The following is a 16,399-nucleotide window of genomic DNA, read 5'->3' on the forward strand; positions in this document are numbered from 1 at the left end:
TTCCTTCAAGTACTTTACTAATTGCATAGTTTTTAAAGTTTATTAAATATTGTAAAAAAAAGTACATTTAAAGCAATTACTCTAGTGCTTACTTGAGAATTGTCTAAACTATAATCTATTAAAATTTTATTGGTAAAATTAAATTCTAACTTATCAGCTTGTTTTTCAGTTGCTATTAAAAAATTTGTATCTCTTTCATTGTAACTTTTTGAAAAATTATCAATTAAAGTATCATTATCTCTTCCTGTTAAAATAATTAAATTAAAACTTTTTTCATCAGTTTGTCTCGGTTTAAATCTAAATTCATTATTTAAAAGAACTACATTTTTTCCATAATCAATTAATAAGTTTGCAAAATATTTTGAGCAATCATAAGATTGATAAGATGAATAAATATTTATTATATTAAAATTTTTAATTTCTTCACAAATATTATTAATAAAATTTTCATTTCTATTTATTCAAGTTTGAATAGATTCAAATATCTCTCCTGTATCTACTTTTTTTTGTCTATCTCAGTTATATTTTGATCATTCAGTTTTCATAACAAAAATAAATTCTCGATAACTTGAAAAACCTAGTTTTTTTGAGAACTTTGTCAATGTTGAAATTGATACAAAAGTTTGATTTGCTAATTCCTCTTGATTATAAAATTTTCCATTTTTAGTATTCTCTATTATTTTTTTAGCTATTATTTTAAAAGTGGTATCTTCAAAATCTTTGCTCATTATCTCCAACTTTTCAAATACAGATGTCATTATTTTTACCTCTTAACTAATTATAAATTTTTTTTCTTTTAATTAAGAAAAAAAAAAAAAAAACCTTTTTTTATTTCAAAATAAAAAAGATTTTTTATAAATAATTAAAATTCTTTGTTTTTCATAAAATTTTTAAATCAATGATAAGATTTTTTTAAATATCTATTTCCACTACCATTGTGGTAATCATCATAATCTACAAAAATTAATCCATAGCGTTTTGACATTTCACATGTTGAAGCTGAAACTACATCAATTGGTGTTCACATAGTATAGCCAAATACGTCAACTCCATCAAGTATAGCTTCATTTATTTGCTCAATATGATCTTCTAAATACTTAATTCTATAATCATCTTCTACTGTTTGATTTTTATCTAAAGTTTCTACAACACCAATTCCATTTTCTGATATGAATAATGGTACTTGATATCTATCTCATAATTCATTTAAAGTAATTCTTAATCCAACTGGATCAATTTGCCATCCTCACTCAGTTGCTTGTAAGAAAGGATTTACACCAACATTATGAAGATTAGCATTAGCTTTTTTAATTTCATCTTTTGAAATAGTTCCTGTCATATAATAACTAAAAGTTATATACTCAACTGTATTATTTTTTATCACTTCAAGTTCTTCAAAAGTTACATCCAACTTAATATTATTTTCTTCAAAAAATCTTTTTGAGTAAGTTGGATATTCTCCTCTTACCATTACATCATAATAAAATCATCTTGAGAATTGTTGCATTTTTAAATTTTGCATAACATTTGTAGGATTACAATCAATTGAATAGGTAGTTGAATTTGCAACCATACATCCCATTTTAAATTTAGAAGATATTTTTTTAGCCATTTCAATTGTTTTTGCTTGAGCTACAAATTGATTGTGTAAACCTTGATAACTTGCTTGAACAAGTTCTTCTTTTTTTCCTTGATAATCAGAATTAAAAATTCCAAGTCCAGTTTCTGGAGCTCAAATTGCAATATCAATTTCATTAAATGGAAGTCAATAAGTTACATAATCTTTATATTCATTCATAACAGTTTGTGCATATTTTAAATATAAATCAATCACTTTTTTATTAACTCATCCTCCATAGTTTAACATTATAGATAATGGTACATCAAAATGTTGAATAGTTACCATTATTTCCATTTCATTTTTTTTACACTCTTCAAATACTTTTTTATAAAATTCTAAACCCTCTTTATTTGGTTGTGCTTCATCTCCATTTGGAAATATTCTACTTCATGCAATTGACATTCGATAAATGTTCATTCCTGCATCTTTAAATAATTTTATATCTTCTTTATATCTATTATAAAAGTCAATTCCAAATCTTTTTGGATAATGATTATTTTCATTACTCTCAAGAGCTTGTAAATATTGCTCTTTTGTTTTTGAAGAAAAAAGCATTTCTTTTCTATTAATTTCTTTATTGTAAGGTGTTAACTCTAATAAGGTTGGTAATTTCCCCCCTACATTTCATGCTCCTTCAATTTGTCCAGCACTTGTTGCTCCTCCTCACAAGAAATCTTCTTTAATAAATTTCATTGATACACCTCAATTTTCTATATTTAATTACTAATTGTTAATAATTCTTTTACTATTTTCTTATCTTCTTTAGAAAAGGTAAAATCCTTTTCATCTAAAACTCCAAAATTAATTTTTACTGAATTTATACCATTGTATAAATTATTTTCAAACTTCATTATATTTTCAAAGTTTGATATTTTTGCTAACTCTTTTAAAGTATCATTATACATTTGTGTTAGTTTGGCAATTGTTAAATCATATTCTTTTATAACTTTTTCATTTTCAATATTTCATTCATTAATTTTATTATTTAATTCAGCTTTTTGACTACTTAAATTATAATCATTTGATTTTATAATTGCTTCGTTTACTTTTTCTTGATCTGCTTTTTCATTATCAAGAAGTTTTTTTGCTTTTGCAAAAAGAATTCTTTTATTTTTTTCTTCTTTTGCAAGTATCAGATTTAATTTTGCTTCATATTTTGTTTTTAAAATAAAGTACTTATAATAATTTTTAAATATTAATTTTGAATTTTCCAATTCATCAATATATTGTTTTTCTATTAAATTTATTTTTTCTTTTGCCTCTTTTTGTTCAAGTCCATTTGCTATTAATATCTTTGAGATAATTGAATTAATTTTACCAAATTGTTTTTTGCTAAATTTAATTTCATCTCATTTTTCAGAATAAAGTAATATTGTAAACAATGCTCCCCCACCAATTGCAACTAGTCAACACAATATAAATAATAATTGATTAACAAAACCAGTTACAGCTGTAATTGAAAACACTCCTAATCCTGAAACAATTGAAGCTTTAATGTTTAACAAACCAAGCATTAGCCCACCTAGTCCAGCTCCAATACAACCTCCTATGAAAGGTCTAACTTTTGGTAAAGTTGCTCCATATATAATGGGTTCGCTTATTCCTAACATTCCTGCAGTTAAACAACCAATTGTATAATTTTTTAACTGTGAATTTCGTGTCACAACAATAAGTCCTATTGCAGCTCCAACTTGACCAAATGATCCAATTGCTGTTGCTATATCTAATGAAGTTGGTATAACAGGATTTTGGAAAAGTGTTCCTATCATAATACTCATAATAACAGCAACGTGAACTCCTGTTAAAACCATTATTTGTCACAACATTGCAAATAAAGCCACTCCTAAACCTAAAGGAATTTTTTCAAATAAAATACATATTTGACTTAATCCAAACTCAACCATTCCTAAAGCTGGTCCAAATACAAATAATGTAACAACACAAATAATTGTGTAAACCATAAATGGTCTAAAAACAATATCTACTGTTGGATTTATTCATGACTTAATTCATTTATCTAAATATACCATCAATATTGCAGCTGCTATAAATGGCAATACACTTCCTTCATATCCTTTAACAAGTATTGGAAAACTTCCTATCTTAAATAGTAATCATCCAGGTCCTGCTAAATCTGAAGATGTTCAATTTCCAAACTTTGCTTCCTCAATTGGTATAATGTTTCCAGAAAATAACATTCTTGAAGTAATAGTTAAACCAATTAGAGCAGCCATCATTATGTTACCTTTAAAATATTTAGCTGTAGAAATACAAAACAATACTCCCATTAAACTAAATCCAATTTTACTTAAAATATACATTGTTGCTGCAAACAATCCTGCGTCCGCTACATTTTCAAATTGAGATGCATCTACAATTGCATTTGTTGAAACAAGCAAAGCTTGTAATGCTGCCAATAATGCAACAGCCATTAATGTTGGAATTTGAGGAGTCATTATTCCTGTGATAGCTGCCAAAAATCTTTTTGAAAATTTTGGTTTTATAAATATTTTTGTCTCTTGAGTTTCTTGATCATAAACTCCAGCTTGAATATTTGAAATTTCATCTTTAACTTTATAGCACTCTCCCCCAATAATAACTTGTAATTCATTGCCATTTCACACTGTTCCTTTAACAAGTTCATTATTAGAAATTTTTTGTACGTCAACTTTTTCTTTGTCAATTATTTTAAATCGTAATCTAGTCATACAATTATAAACTTCTTCAAAGTTTGAAAAGCCTCCAACATTTTTTATAAATTGTTTTGCAGAAGTTAAATATTTAGATTCAAAACCAATTAACTCTATTTTTTCTTTTTTAACTTGGCTTTCCTTTTTAATTTCATATTCAATTAAAGCAACCAAATCACCTTTTTTAACTTTTCCTGTATTTAATTTTTTTATTTTAAATGTAGATAAATTTGATTCTTCAAAAACTATTGGAGTTTCAGTTACTAAATTTTTTTGAGCTATTTGATTGAAATCAATAGTCATTATTTTAGTATTCAAATCAACTTTATTGTTTTGTTCTACATTTAATTTAAAAGGTTTCCCATTCAATGAAACAGTATCAATACCAACATGAATAAGCATTTTTAGATTATCACTTTCTAAAAAAACTGCATGCTTTGTATCAAAAATCATTGCAACATTTCCCTTATAAAATGGTGAATAAAGTTCATTAGAAGTTGGTACAATTAAAAAACCATCACCCATCATTTTTTGAGCAAACATTGAATCAGAACATTCCTCAATTTTTTTAATTTCTCCATCCATAGGAGAAAATATTTTAATTTCCATATAATAATTTCTTTCTAGAATTATTTTCTATTAAAAAAATTAAAAAAATGTTTTTTAAATAAAGTAGATATTTATTTCCAAAAAGGGAAATTTTGTTATTAAAGATCTTGAAAAATAGTTAAGAACAAAATACTTAATGCAATATTTCTGTATATAGACTTACTATCATCATATTGATAATTAATAACCAATGATTTGTCAAACTTTAATTTAATTATTGATTCTTGAAATTTTGAGACAATTAAAAAATTTTTTTGATTTTTATTAAACTTACTATTAAAGTTTCTTATTAAAGATTTATTATCTTTTCCACACACAACTAAAATATTTACAATTTGTGAGTCACTAAAGTCTTTATTTAAATAATCATAATCATTGTTAATTATTATTGGATTTTTATTTAAAGCTACTAATGAATCATATAAATATCTAACTGAGTTTTGCACTTGATATGAACCATATATTTTTATACATTTAGAGTTTTTAATTTCATTTGTTAATGTTTCAATAAACTCTGAATTCTTTTCAATTCAATTAAAGATTGAAAAAATTATTTCTTTTGATTTAACATTATATTTTACTTCTTGATTTCCATACTTGTCATATTCATTTTTTAAAGTGAATAATAATTCTTTATACCCTGAATAACCAATTGCTTTTGAAAATTTGGTTATTGTAGAGTTTGCAACAAATGAAAGTTCAGCAATTTCTTTTTGATTAATAAATTCACCCTTATCAAATAAATCTATTATATTTTTAGCAATTATTTTAAATGAACTATCTTTACTATTATTAATAAAATCTTCTAATTTATCATAAACAGATCACATATTTTGCCTCCTATATTATTATATTTTTTTAAAATTATAAAAAAAAAAAAAAAAATTATTGTAAAATAATTTTTTTTATAAGTGTTAAATTACTAAAATGTTTTTATAACTTTATTGTTTCACAAACTTTTTTAAATAGTTGAATATAAGTACTTTTATAAAAAACATTTTGTCTTGTTAACAAAGTATATTTAGACTTTTTTAATAAAGTTGTATTTTTATTTTAAATATTACCTTTTTTAACTCTTATTTCAAAACTTATAGAACCTTTATAATTGCCTATTCCCGCAATTGTTTCAATCTCATATTCTTCATTATTTGTATCTTTTTTAGATTCATAGTTTGCTTTAAAATCTTGTTCAGTTAAACCAAAAGTATCTTTAATCATTTTTTTTACTTTTGCTTGATCTCCACTAAAAGAATCTACATAAAATATTTTATTTTCAAATACTTTATTTTTTAAATCAATAACCTCTTCAATATTTTTTTGCTCAATTTTTACATTTTTAGAATCTTTAATTAATTTTGAAGTTTCAATTGCACTAATTTCAATTACATCACCTGCAGCAGTTTTAACAGTATTGCTTAATATTTTTGATTTATTTTCTTTATCTTTAACACTAATTTTATAATCTTTATCTAAAACTACATTTTTATCAATTTTTATTATCTCTTCTTTTATTATATTTTCAATTTCTATTTTTGATTTATTAAAATCTAATTTAGGAGAAATATTTGCTATACTTTTACGTGTTTCTTTATAGTTTAATATAAAAGTAGCTGATCCAATTACTTTTGTTGATGCTTTAACTGATTTAACTTCAATTGAGCCTTTTTCAGTTGAAGTTGGTTCTTTATAATTTTCAAAACTAATATCAGTACTTTCAACAACATCAATACTTAATTTAGATTTAATTTGATCAATAACAGCTTTTTTAGCACTTAATTCACTATTTTCCAAAGGTGAAATTTCTAAACTCTCACCTTTAATTTTTGATAAATCTATTCTATCTTCTTTATAGTTTAATATAAATGTAGCAGATCCAATTACTTTTGTTGATGCTTTAACTGATTTAACTTCAATCGAACCTTTTTCACTTAATGTTGGTTTTTTATAATTTTCAAAACTAATATCAGTACTTTCAACAACATCAATACTTAATTTAGATTTAATTTGATCAATAACAGCTTTTTTAGCACTTAATTCACTATTTTCCAAAGGTGAAATTTCTAAACTCTCACCTTTGATTTTTGATAAATCTATTCTATCTTCTTTATAGTTTAATATAAATGTAGCAGATCCAATTACTTTTGTTGATGCTTTAACTGATTTAACTTCAATTGAACCTTTTTCACTTAATGTTGGTTTTTTATAATTTTCAAAACTAATATCAGTACTTTCAACAACATCAATACTTAATTTAGATTTAATTTGATCAATAACAGCTTTTTTAGCACTTGATTCACTATTTTCCAAAGGTGAAATTTCTAAACTCTCACCTTTGATTTTTGATAAATCTATTTTATTTTTAATATCATTTTTAACAATATAATTAACTTCAACTGAACCTTTTTCAATATATTTTTTTGAATCTGTTTTAACAACAATATCGGCTTTTACATTAGTAATATTTTTAACTTCAACTTCTGATTTTATTAACTCTTTGTTTTTAGCAAATGTAGCATTTAAAATAGTTTCTGAACTCGGTTTACCCGTATTTCCATCTTGATTTAATTCTCCTAAATTTTTATTGATTATTATTTTAGTTAATTCAATTTTTTTTACTTCACTTTTACATGCTACAACTGTTGCACTTGTAGTTGCAACTAAACCTGTAGTTGCTAATAAACTTAATAACTTTTTCATTTTTCCTCCTTTTATAAGAGCTATTAAAATACAAATAAACAATTCAAATTGATATTGCTAATTATATAAAAAAAAAAAAAAAATCAAGTTTATTGACTTGACAGAGGTTAGAATGTTCCCCCCATTTAGGCAACAATTTTTATACAATAATAGAAAAGGATAAAGTATATGGCAAAAAAAGGACAAAAGTTTAGAAAGTGAACTCAAGAAGAAAAAGAAAAAATTATTGAATTAAGTTTGAATGGTTATTCTCTAAAGGAAATAGCATTAAAATTTAACTCAACTACAGGATCAATTGGAACAATAATAAACAAATACAAAAATACAGATATTGGTGATTCAAAAACTCGTTTACCTTATAAAATAGATTACAGTATATCTCAAAAGGCAAATGATCTGTTTGTAGGAATTCTATTTGATTACAATAAGGAATTAATTAAGGAGAATGATATTTTAAAAAAGCAATGAGCCTCCAAGGCCAAAACCAAAAAGAAATAGTTCAACAATTATTGATAAATACCAAGAGCAATAGAACAATGATTTGTAAAATTTTAAATATTAATAGAACATCAACATATAAAAAAAATAAAACTTTAATGAATTTCCTGGATGATACAAGAATTATGAATTTAGTTATTTCAGAAATTGAAAGGAATAATTTCCTTAGTGCTTATAGTGCTAAAAGATGAGCCCTATATTTTAAATTAAATTATATTGACCCTTTCAGAATTAATCATAAAAAATTAGAACGTATATTTAAAAAATTTAATCATATTGCATATTACATTAAGAAACAATCTAAACATGAGATTAAAAGATATAACGAAACTATTAGAAAGAATTATTTAAAAGAAGCAAAAGAAATTGGTTTTGAAAATATTTGAACTAGTGATATAACTGAATTTTCAGTTAAAACAAAAAAAGGTTATATTTGCACAGTTCAAGATAATTTAACTGGAGAAATAATAGGAAAATCTAAAAGAATTGATAATCAAAAAACAGATTTTGTTCTTGAAGCTGTAGAAATGGCATATAAAAATAAAAAATATTTAGGTTCAATATTATTACATTCAGATAATGGAAATCAATATACCTCTCTGGATTACATAAGTTTATGTAATGATTTACAAATTATTAGAAGCTATTCAAAACCAGGAACACCTCATCATAATGGTAAACATGAAAGTTTTCATGGTCGTTTAAAAGATGAAACTATAAGAACATGTCATATTGAAAACATTAATCAATGTATGGAAATAGCATGAGCATGATTGGACTTTTATAATAATGATAGAATTAGAATGAATAAAAAATGATAAAAAAAAAAAAAAAACGTTCCCAATTTGGGGGGAACGTTGTCACTTTATAGAATGAAAAAATAAAGATGTCTTTTATGGAATAATAACTATATAAATAAAAAAGCAGAAACTCTTTTATTAGTTTCTGCTTTTATAGTATTTTTATTTATATTTTCTAAAAATATTATTTATTTTTTAATTTACCAAATGAATCTTCATATCATTTAGCATATGATCATCTTTTTCATTCAACTTTTGCAACTGTTGATCCATACTGATCTGGAATCATTCCCTCAAATCCATCTCATAAAACAGATCATGTCATTAAACCTCTAATATGTATTGAATCTTCTTTCAATAAATTGAATGCTTTATTAATTGCATCTTTTGTTGCAGCTCCTCGACCAGCTGGTTCATTTGTTGCAGCTCCAATAACAAATTTATCAGGAGAAATTTGGAAATAATTATCTACTCCCCCTGGTCTTGAAGTCATATATTTAGTTACTAAATAAAAGAACTCTCCACGTTTTTCTTTATTATCATTTGAAATAATTGTTCCAGCTGATACACCAACTTTAGCTGCATCTTGGGCATCAACTGTTGGTCCATCTCCTCAACCATTATAATATTGTGGATTTATTCAATCATAGTAATCTTTTAACTCATTTAAGAAAGTTCCATAACTTTTACCAGCATAACCAGCTTTACGCAGATAAGGTAATTCTGGTGCCATTGTGATTATAAAGTCTCTATTTTCTTTTTTATACTCATCTTTAATTTCTTTTAATGCATCTGATGTAACTTTTTGTGATTCACTACTTGCTAGTGAATTTCCTTCTCAGTCAAGATCAAGTCCATCAAAACCATATTCTTCAACAGTTTGTTTTATTGCTGCTTTAAGTTCATCTTTTTGATTACTTCTAAATAGCATTTCTCCCCCTGTTGCTCCTCCCATTGAAATTAAAACTCTTCTTCCTTGACTTTGCAATTTTTTAATTGCTTGTTTAATTACACTAGGATTATTTGGTTGATATGTTGGCATTGCATAAGGATGTTGTGAATATAAAAATGAAACATCTATAACATTGTATCTAGAATCAATTTGATCAAGAGCCATTTTATTTTCAAATGCTCCTCCTCACTCATATCAATAACCTACAAGTGTTTTTACTTCAAAAATAACATCAACACTTCCTTTATATTTAGCAGGATTCGTAGAAACAATTGTTGCTTTTTCTTTTGAAATTTGTGTTGCTTTTATTGAACTCTCATCTAATGAAGAGTTTAAATATTTTAAAGTTCTTTTAATTGAAGATTGATAACTATCTGGAATACCTCCAAGATTTGTTTTAGAAATTACTGTTTTTAAATCTATTGCATTAGAATTATCAACACTAAATGTTACTCTTACATTACCTTTATATTTAGCAGGATTTGTAGAAACAATTAAAGCACTATCTGCTAATATATCAATAAATTTGATACTGTTAATGTCAAGTTGTTGATTTTTATTATAAACAGCTGATTTTAGTGCATCTTGATCATTTGAGTTAATTAATCCTAGTGTTCTGTTTGTAACAACATTTGCTAAATCCATAGCATTTGATGTATCTATTGTGAATTTTACACTAACTTGACCTTTATACTTTCTGATATTAGTTGATTTTATAATTGCTTGGTTATCACCAATATTAATAACTTCCACATATTTTGTTTCTAAACTAGAATTTTTTTGTTTTACAACTTGCAATATTGTATTTTGATCATTTGAATTTATCATACCTAAGTTTGTATTTGTAATCACTTGTGAAAGAGGTGTACTTTCTAATGACTCATCTACAGTGAAAGAAACATCCACTCCACTATCTTGAACATCTATATAAACTGATTTATCTAATGAATATACATTTCCTCAACCATTTCCTCCATTTGCACCATTTCATCTTACACCAAGAAAATTAGTGTCAATATTTGGATTTTTTATTTTAAGTCCTTTTAAAATTTCTTCAGGTTCTGATGAAACAATTGTTCCTAAATTAGTTTGTTTTATTGCTTCTTTTAATTGTATTGAATCTGGTTTAACAGCTGAAAGTTGAAATAAAACATTAACTTTTCCTATATAATTGTTAATTCCAACTGCAACAGCTGAATTCATTGAAATAGATTCTAACATAAAATCATCTTCAGTTAAATTTTGATTTTTTTCTATAATAGATTTTTTAATAGTTTTAGAATCCTTGCTATTTAAAACTCCTAAGTTTGTATTTGTAAGAATTGTACTTAATTCAACTCTATTCCTTATTGAAAAACTCACTGTTACATTTCCATTATATTTATTTATTCCACTAACTATAGCAGAACTTTTAGTTATTTGATTAATTGTAAAGTCATTTTCACTTAGACCACTATTTTTTTGAAGAATAACTTTTAAAATTGTAGAGCTTTTATTATCTTCAAGAATTCCTAAATTAGTATTTTTTAAAAGTGTACTCAACTCTATTTTTTCTTGTTTTGCAATAGCAAAAGTAATTTTAACTTCTCCTTCATAATCATTCTGTCCCTGTACAATAGCAGAATTGCTATTAATATTAGTTAAAATAAAATCACTTTCCTTTAATTCAAGATTATTACTAATAATAGCTCTTTTAATAGTTTCTTGACTATTATTATTTATTTCCCCTAAATTTGGATTTTTTAAAACTTCATCTAATTTTCTTATAACTTTAAATGTTACTTTAATATTTCCTGAATATTTACTAATACCCTCAATAATTGCTGAATCATTTTTAATATCTTTAACTATAAAATCATCTTTTGATAAACCGCTATTCTTTTTAATGACAGCTTCAGAGATTGTTACAGATTCATTATTTTTCAATGTTCCAATATCAGTGTTTTTCAATAAATTACTGATATTGTTATTTAATAAGCTACATGATGTTGTATATGTAGCTGGCACCCCAATAAGTCCTAAAACAGATAATAGATATATTTTTTTTCTCATAATTACCTCCTTTAAATATTTTATATTAAAATTGACAAAATATAAAATATCCACTATTTTAATGACAGAATTTTAAAAATAAGTTAAAAAATAAACTTAATTGCTTTTATAAGCCAAAAATTCATTAATAAACATGTAAAAATAATTCTATACTCTATTTTTTAAAAGATGTGGAATTTTTTTAAACTAAGTTTAAAGAAGTAACATTAAAATTTATTTAAAATATTTAAAAGAAAGAAAATAAGCATAGTAAAACTTGATCAAAAATCCCTAAATACAATGAAGAGTTTAAAGCAGATTGTATTACTATATGCAAATGAAAATAGTATAACAATAGCTTATAAAAAATATAAAGTTCCAATTGTTTCTATTGGAACTTCGTAATTATAAGTAAATGCTCAAGATAATTTTTAAACTACATAAATTTAATAAATGCTTTGGTCTCTTGACTTTCAGATAATTTAAACAGTTTCTCATACTTAAAATTAACTGCTAAATAACCTAATTTAAATGTAATAGAATCTGGATTTTTATCCTTTGCTCCACTTTTTGCAGGAATAAAAGATATATCATTTTCATTTAAAACATATTCAATTTTATTATTATAATAACTTCCTTTATTTGATGACTCTAAATCATATAAATTGTTTGAGCTGTTTGAATTAATTAAATATACTAATGATAAATTTTTATTTAACATATTATAAATATTTAAATTATTAATAAATTCCTTAGAATTTTGTGAAGATTTAAAACTATCTCAAAGACTTCAAAATATTCTATTTAAATTTCCTCCACTTTTAGAAGGTTTGGATCTAATATCATCTTCTTTCATTTGAGAAATAATTTCTTTACTTCCAATGTTCATTAAGTAATCTTGATTGGAATTAAACTCAGGGTATTTAAAATTTGAATCTATTTCATAAAAATTATGCATTCCTTTTATTATAACTTTTGAAGTAAACTCACTTAATAATTCAATTTTCTCTTCAGTTTTTGAAGAAGCATTATATGTTACAGATAAATTAAAATCAGATAACTCATGAATATATTTATTATTTCCTGAACCTATTGTAATAGTTGCCCCTTTCAATTTAAGATTTCCTATTGAATCTGCCTTTATATACTCATTGGAGTTTTCAATTAAGTTGCTTTGTTGATCTGTTAACTTTAAATTTTTAAGATAATTACTTTTTAAAGTAGTCAATTCTTTATTTCACTTATTCATATTATCATTTGTAAAATAAAGCTCTTTTAAAGTTTGAGTATTTAATTCACTATTTGGATCATTTCTAAAAATAGTTTTAAAAATTTTCTCAGAACCTTGTTCTGACTTTGTATAATCTTCAAAAGACTTTGAACTTTTAGTTTCAAATACATTTAGTAAGTTAGTTTTAAAAATTGAATCAACATAAATACTGTTTTTATTAAACTCTAAAGTTAAATTTTCAAAGCTTGTGAAATAATTTTTTTTAATAAAGTTAATTAAATTATTCTTATACTCATTATTTGAATTTATATAATTTTTTATCTCATTTGAAAATTCTCCATACCCTTCATAAAAGTTTTTATTATTTTTTATATTCTTTCATTCAAAATTAGAATACTTTTTCATTTCATTTGAAACTAAAAAATCCTTTTCAATATTTTTTGCTAGATTATCTCCTGCTAATTTAAAAGTTTCACTATCTGTTGAAGTATATTTTAAAGTATCTCTAATTTCAAATTTCTCAATATCATTTTTTCCTTTATATTTTATATTTACTTTATATTCATTTATAAAGTTCCCTATATAAACTCCCTGAGATAACTCTCCTGATTTTATTTTAAAATTATCATTGTAAATAACTTCTATTCCTTCAAAAACTGAGTCAACTTCATCTAAAATAACTTTATATTTATTTACTTTTTTTAACTCATTTAATTTTTCTGCCAATAATTTTGATCTTAAAATTAGATTTTCATCATTTTCTATTTGTTTTTTATTCTCTGGTGTTATATCTTTTTCTTTATTTGAAAAAGCTATTATATTATCTTTTTTAATAAACAAATAGTTATTCTCTGTTTCTTGTAGACCTATAAGATTTTGAATAACTTCATTTTTCATATGGGTGTTGTAAATTTTTGTAACTTCATCTTGAAAATCTTTTATAATCTCATTTAAGTCTTCTTTTTGAGATTCTTCTGGCTTAGAGTTATCTTTTGATTTTTCTTTTGTACCACAAGCAACTACACTAACAGTTGAAGATGATACAAATCCAATTGTTGCCAATATACTTAATAATTTTTTCATTTTTCCTCCTTTTTTAAAAGCTGTTGAAATACAAATAAACAATTCAAATTGATATCAATGATTATAAAAAAAAAAAAAAAAGTCAAATTTTTGACTTTTATTCGAAAAAATAGGCAAAAAAATGCTTATTTACTTTATTTTTTAACTATACAAATTTCACAAATGTTTTTGATTCTTGTTTTTCAGATAATTTAAATAATTTCTCATACTTAAAATTAACTGCTAAATAACCAAATTTAAATGTAATTGAATCAGGATTTTTATCCTTGACCCCACTTTTTGCAGGAATAAAAGATATATTATTTTCATTTAAAACATAATCAATTTTATTATTATACATAGTTACGGAATTTGATTTTTGCAAGGTAACTAAGTTTGTTGAATAGTTTGGTAAAATTAAATATACTCAAGATATTTTTTCATTTAACATATTGAAAATATTTAAATTACTAATAAACTCTTTCTTTTTTTGATACTTTATATTATTTCAAAGACTTCAAAAAGGTGGATCTATATCTCCTGAAAATTTTGAAGTAGTAGATTTAATATATTCTTTTATATTTAAAACTATATCTCTACTTTCAATATTCATTAAGTAATCTTGATTAGAATTAAACTCAGGATATTTAAAATTTGAATCTATTCCATAAAAATTATGCATTCCTTTTATTATAACTTTTGAAGTAAACTCACTTAATAATTCAATTTTATCTTCAGTTTTTGAAGAAGCATTATATGTTACAGATAAATTAAAATCAGATAACTCATGAATATATTTATTATTTCCTGAACCTATTGTAATAGTTGCCCCTTTCAATTTAAGATTTCCTATTGAGTCTGCCCTAATATATTCATTAGATTTTTCAATTAAATTAGTTTGCTGATCTGTTAACTTTAAATTTTTAAGATAATTACTTTTTAATGTAATCAATTCTTTATTTCACTTATCCATATTATCATTTGTAAAATAAAGCTCTTTTAAAGTTTGAGTATTTAATTCACTATTTGGATCATTTCTAAAAATAGTTTTAAAAATTTTTTCAGAATTTTGATTTGATTTTGTATAATCTTCAAATGACTTTGAACTTTTAGTTTCAAATACATTTAGTAAGTTAGTTTTAAAACTTGAATCTATATAAATATTGTTTTTATTGAACTCTAAAATTAAATTTTGAAAACTTGTAAAATAATTTTGCTTAATAAAATTAATTAAATTATTCTTATACTCATCACTTGAATTTATATAACTTTTTATCTCATTTGAAAATTCTCCATACCCTTCATAAGAGTTTTTATTATTTCTTATGTTCTTTCATTCAAAATTAGAGTATTTTTTCATTTCATTTGAAACTAAAAAGTCCTTTTCAATATTTTTTGCTAGATTATCTCCTGCTAATTTAAATGTTTCACTATCTGTTGAAGTATATTTTAAAGTATTTCTAATTTCAAATTTTTCAATATCATTTTTTCCTTTGTATTTTATATTTACTTTATATTCATTTATAAAGTTCCCTATATAAACTCCCTGAGATAACTCTCCTGATTTTATTTTAAAATTATCATTATAAATAACTTCTACTCCATCAAATATTGAGTCAACTTCATCTAAAATAACTTTATATTTATTTACTTTTTTTAACTCATTTAATTTTTCTGCCAATAATTTTGATCTTAAAATTAGATTCTCATCATTTTCTATTTGTTTTTTATTTTCAGCTGTTATATCTTTTTCCTTATTTGAAAAAGCTATTATATTATCTTTTTTAATAAACAAATAGTTTTTCTCTGTTTCTTGTAAACCTATAAGATTTCCAATCACTTCACTTTTCATATGGCTATTGTAAATTTTTGTAACTTCATCTTGAAAATCTTTTATAATCTCATTTAAGTCTTCTTTTTGAGGTTCTTCTGGTTTAAAGTTATCTGTTGATTTTTCTTTTGTACCACAAGCAACTACACTAACAGTTGATGTTGATACAAGTCCAATTGTTGCCAATACACTTAATAATTTTTTCATTTTATTCTCCTTTTTTAAAGAACTGTTAAAATACAAATAAACAATTCAAATTGATATCAATGATTATAAAAAAAAAAAAAAAAGTCAAATTTTTGACTTTTCTTCAAAACGTTCCCCCATATTGGGAACCTTGTTCAGTTTGTGCTGATTAATTTTGGTAAGTACTTTAG

At 23.6% G+C, this 16,399-nt stretch carries 10 protein-coding genes; 2 read left to right on the plus strand and 8 right to left on the minus strand.

Features of this window, described 5'->3' with window-relative positions; all coding sequences use genetic code 4:
• Positions 1 to 32: 32 nt before the first annotated feature.
• The 5 genes from SFLOR_RS03275 to SFLOR_RS03295 form a co-directional block, all read right to left on the minus strand.
• The gene (locus SFLOR_RS03275; protein ID WP_100916667.1) at positions 33 to 758 is read right to left on the minus strand and encodes a MurR/RpiR family transcriptional regulator; all 726 of its coding nucleotides are present in this window, start codon (positions 756 to 758) and stop codon (positions 33 to 35) included.
• 104 nt (positions 759 to 862) lie between these two features.
• On the minus strand, positions 863 to 2,314 hold the full coding sequence (locus SFLOR_RS03280) for a glycoside hydrolase family 1 protein (RefSeq protein WP_100916668.1): 1,452 nt from the start codon (positions 2,312 to 2,314) through the stop codon (positions 863 to 865).
• A gap of 23 nt (positions 2,315 to 2,337) precedes the next feature.
• Positions 2,338 to 4,920, minus strand: a complete 2,583-nt coding sequence (locus SFLOR_RS03285; RefSeq protein WP_100916669.1) for a PTS sugar transporter subunit IIABC — start codon at positions 4,918 to 4,920, stop codon at positions 2,338 to 2,340.
• Between the two features lie 98 nt (positions 4,921 to 5,018).
• Positions 5,019 to 5,750, minus strand: a complete 732-nt coding sequence (locus SFLOR_RS03290; RefSeq protein WP_100916670.1) for a MurR/RpiR family transcriptional regulator — start codon at positions 5,748 to 5,750, stop codon at positions 5,019 to 5,021.
• Between the two features lie 223 nt (positions 5,751 to 5,973).
• Entirely contained in the window at positions 5,974 to 7,617 is a 1,644-nt protein-coding gene (locus SFLOR_RS03295) for a lipoprotein (protein ID WP_100916671.1), read from the minus strand.
• A gap of 168 nt (positions 7,618 to 7,785) precedes the next feature.
• On the opposite strand from SFLOR_RS03295, the gene SFLOR_RS03300 reads away from it, so the two are divergent.
• Positions 7,786 to 8,115, plus strand: a complete 330-nt coding sequence (locus SFLOR_RS03300; protein ID WP_100916301.1) for a hypothetical protein — start codon at positions 7,786 to 7,788, stop codon at positions 8,113 to 8,115.
• A complete protein-coding gene (locus SFLOR_RS03305) occupies positions 8,082 to 8,936 on the plus strand; it encodes a DDE-type integrase/transposase/recombinase (protein WP_100916333.1) in 855 nt (284 codons plus the stop codon). The genes SFLOR_RS03300 and SFLOR_RS03305 overlap by 34 nt, the downstream gene beginning before the upstream one ends.
• Before the next feature lie 163 nt (positions 8,937 to 9,099).
• Here the strand turns inward: SFLOR_RS03305 and SFLOR_RS03310 are convergent, their stop codons facing one another.
• The 3 genes from SFLOR_RS03310 to SFLOR_RS03320 form a co-directional block, all read right to left on the minus strand.
• Positions 9,100 to 11,919, minus strand: coding sequence for a glycosyl hydrolase family 18 protein (locus SFLOR_RS03310; protein WP_100916672.1), 2,820 nt, complete (start codon positions 11,917 to 11,919; stop codon positions 9,100 to 9,102).
• A 415-nt stretch (positions 11,920 to 12,334) separates the two neighbouring features.
• On the minus strand, positions 12,335 to 14,212 hold the full coding sequence (locus tag SFLOR_RS03315) for a lipoprotein (protein WP_100916673.1): 1,878 nt from the start codon (positions 14,210 to 14,212) through the stop codon (positions 12,335 to 12,337).
• A 145-nt stretch (positions 14,213 to 14,357) separates the two neighbouring features.
• Positions 14,358 to 16,229 carry a lipoprotein gene (locus SFLOR_RS03320; protein WP_100916674.1) on the minus strand — a complete coding sequence of 624 codons (1,872 nt, stop codon included), beginning with the start codon at positions 16,227 to 16,229 and terminating at the stop codon, positions 14,358 to 14,360.
• Positions 16,230 to 16,399: the final 170 nt, after the last annotated feature.

The organism is Spiroplasma floricola 23-6 (genome assembly GCF_002813555.1).
GTDB lineage: Bacteria > Bacillota_I > Bacilli_A > Mycoplasmatales > Mycoplasmataceae > Spiroplasma_A > Spiroplasma_A floricola.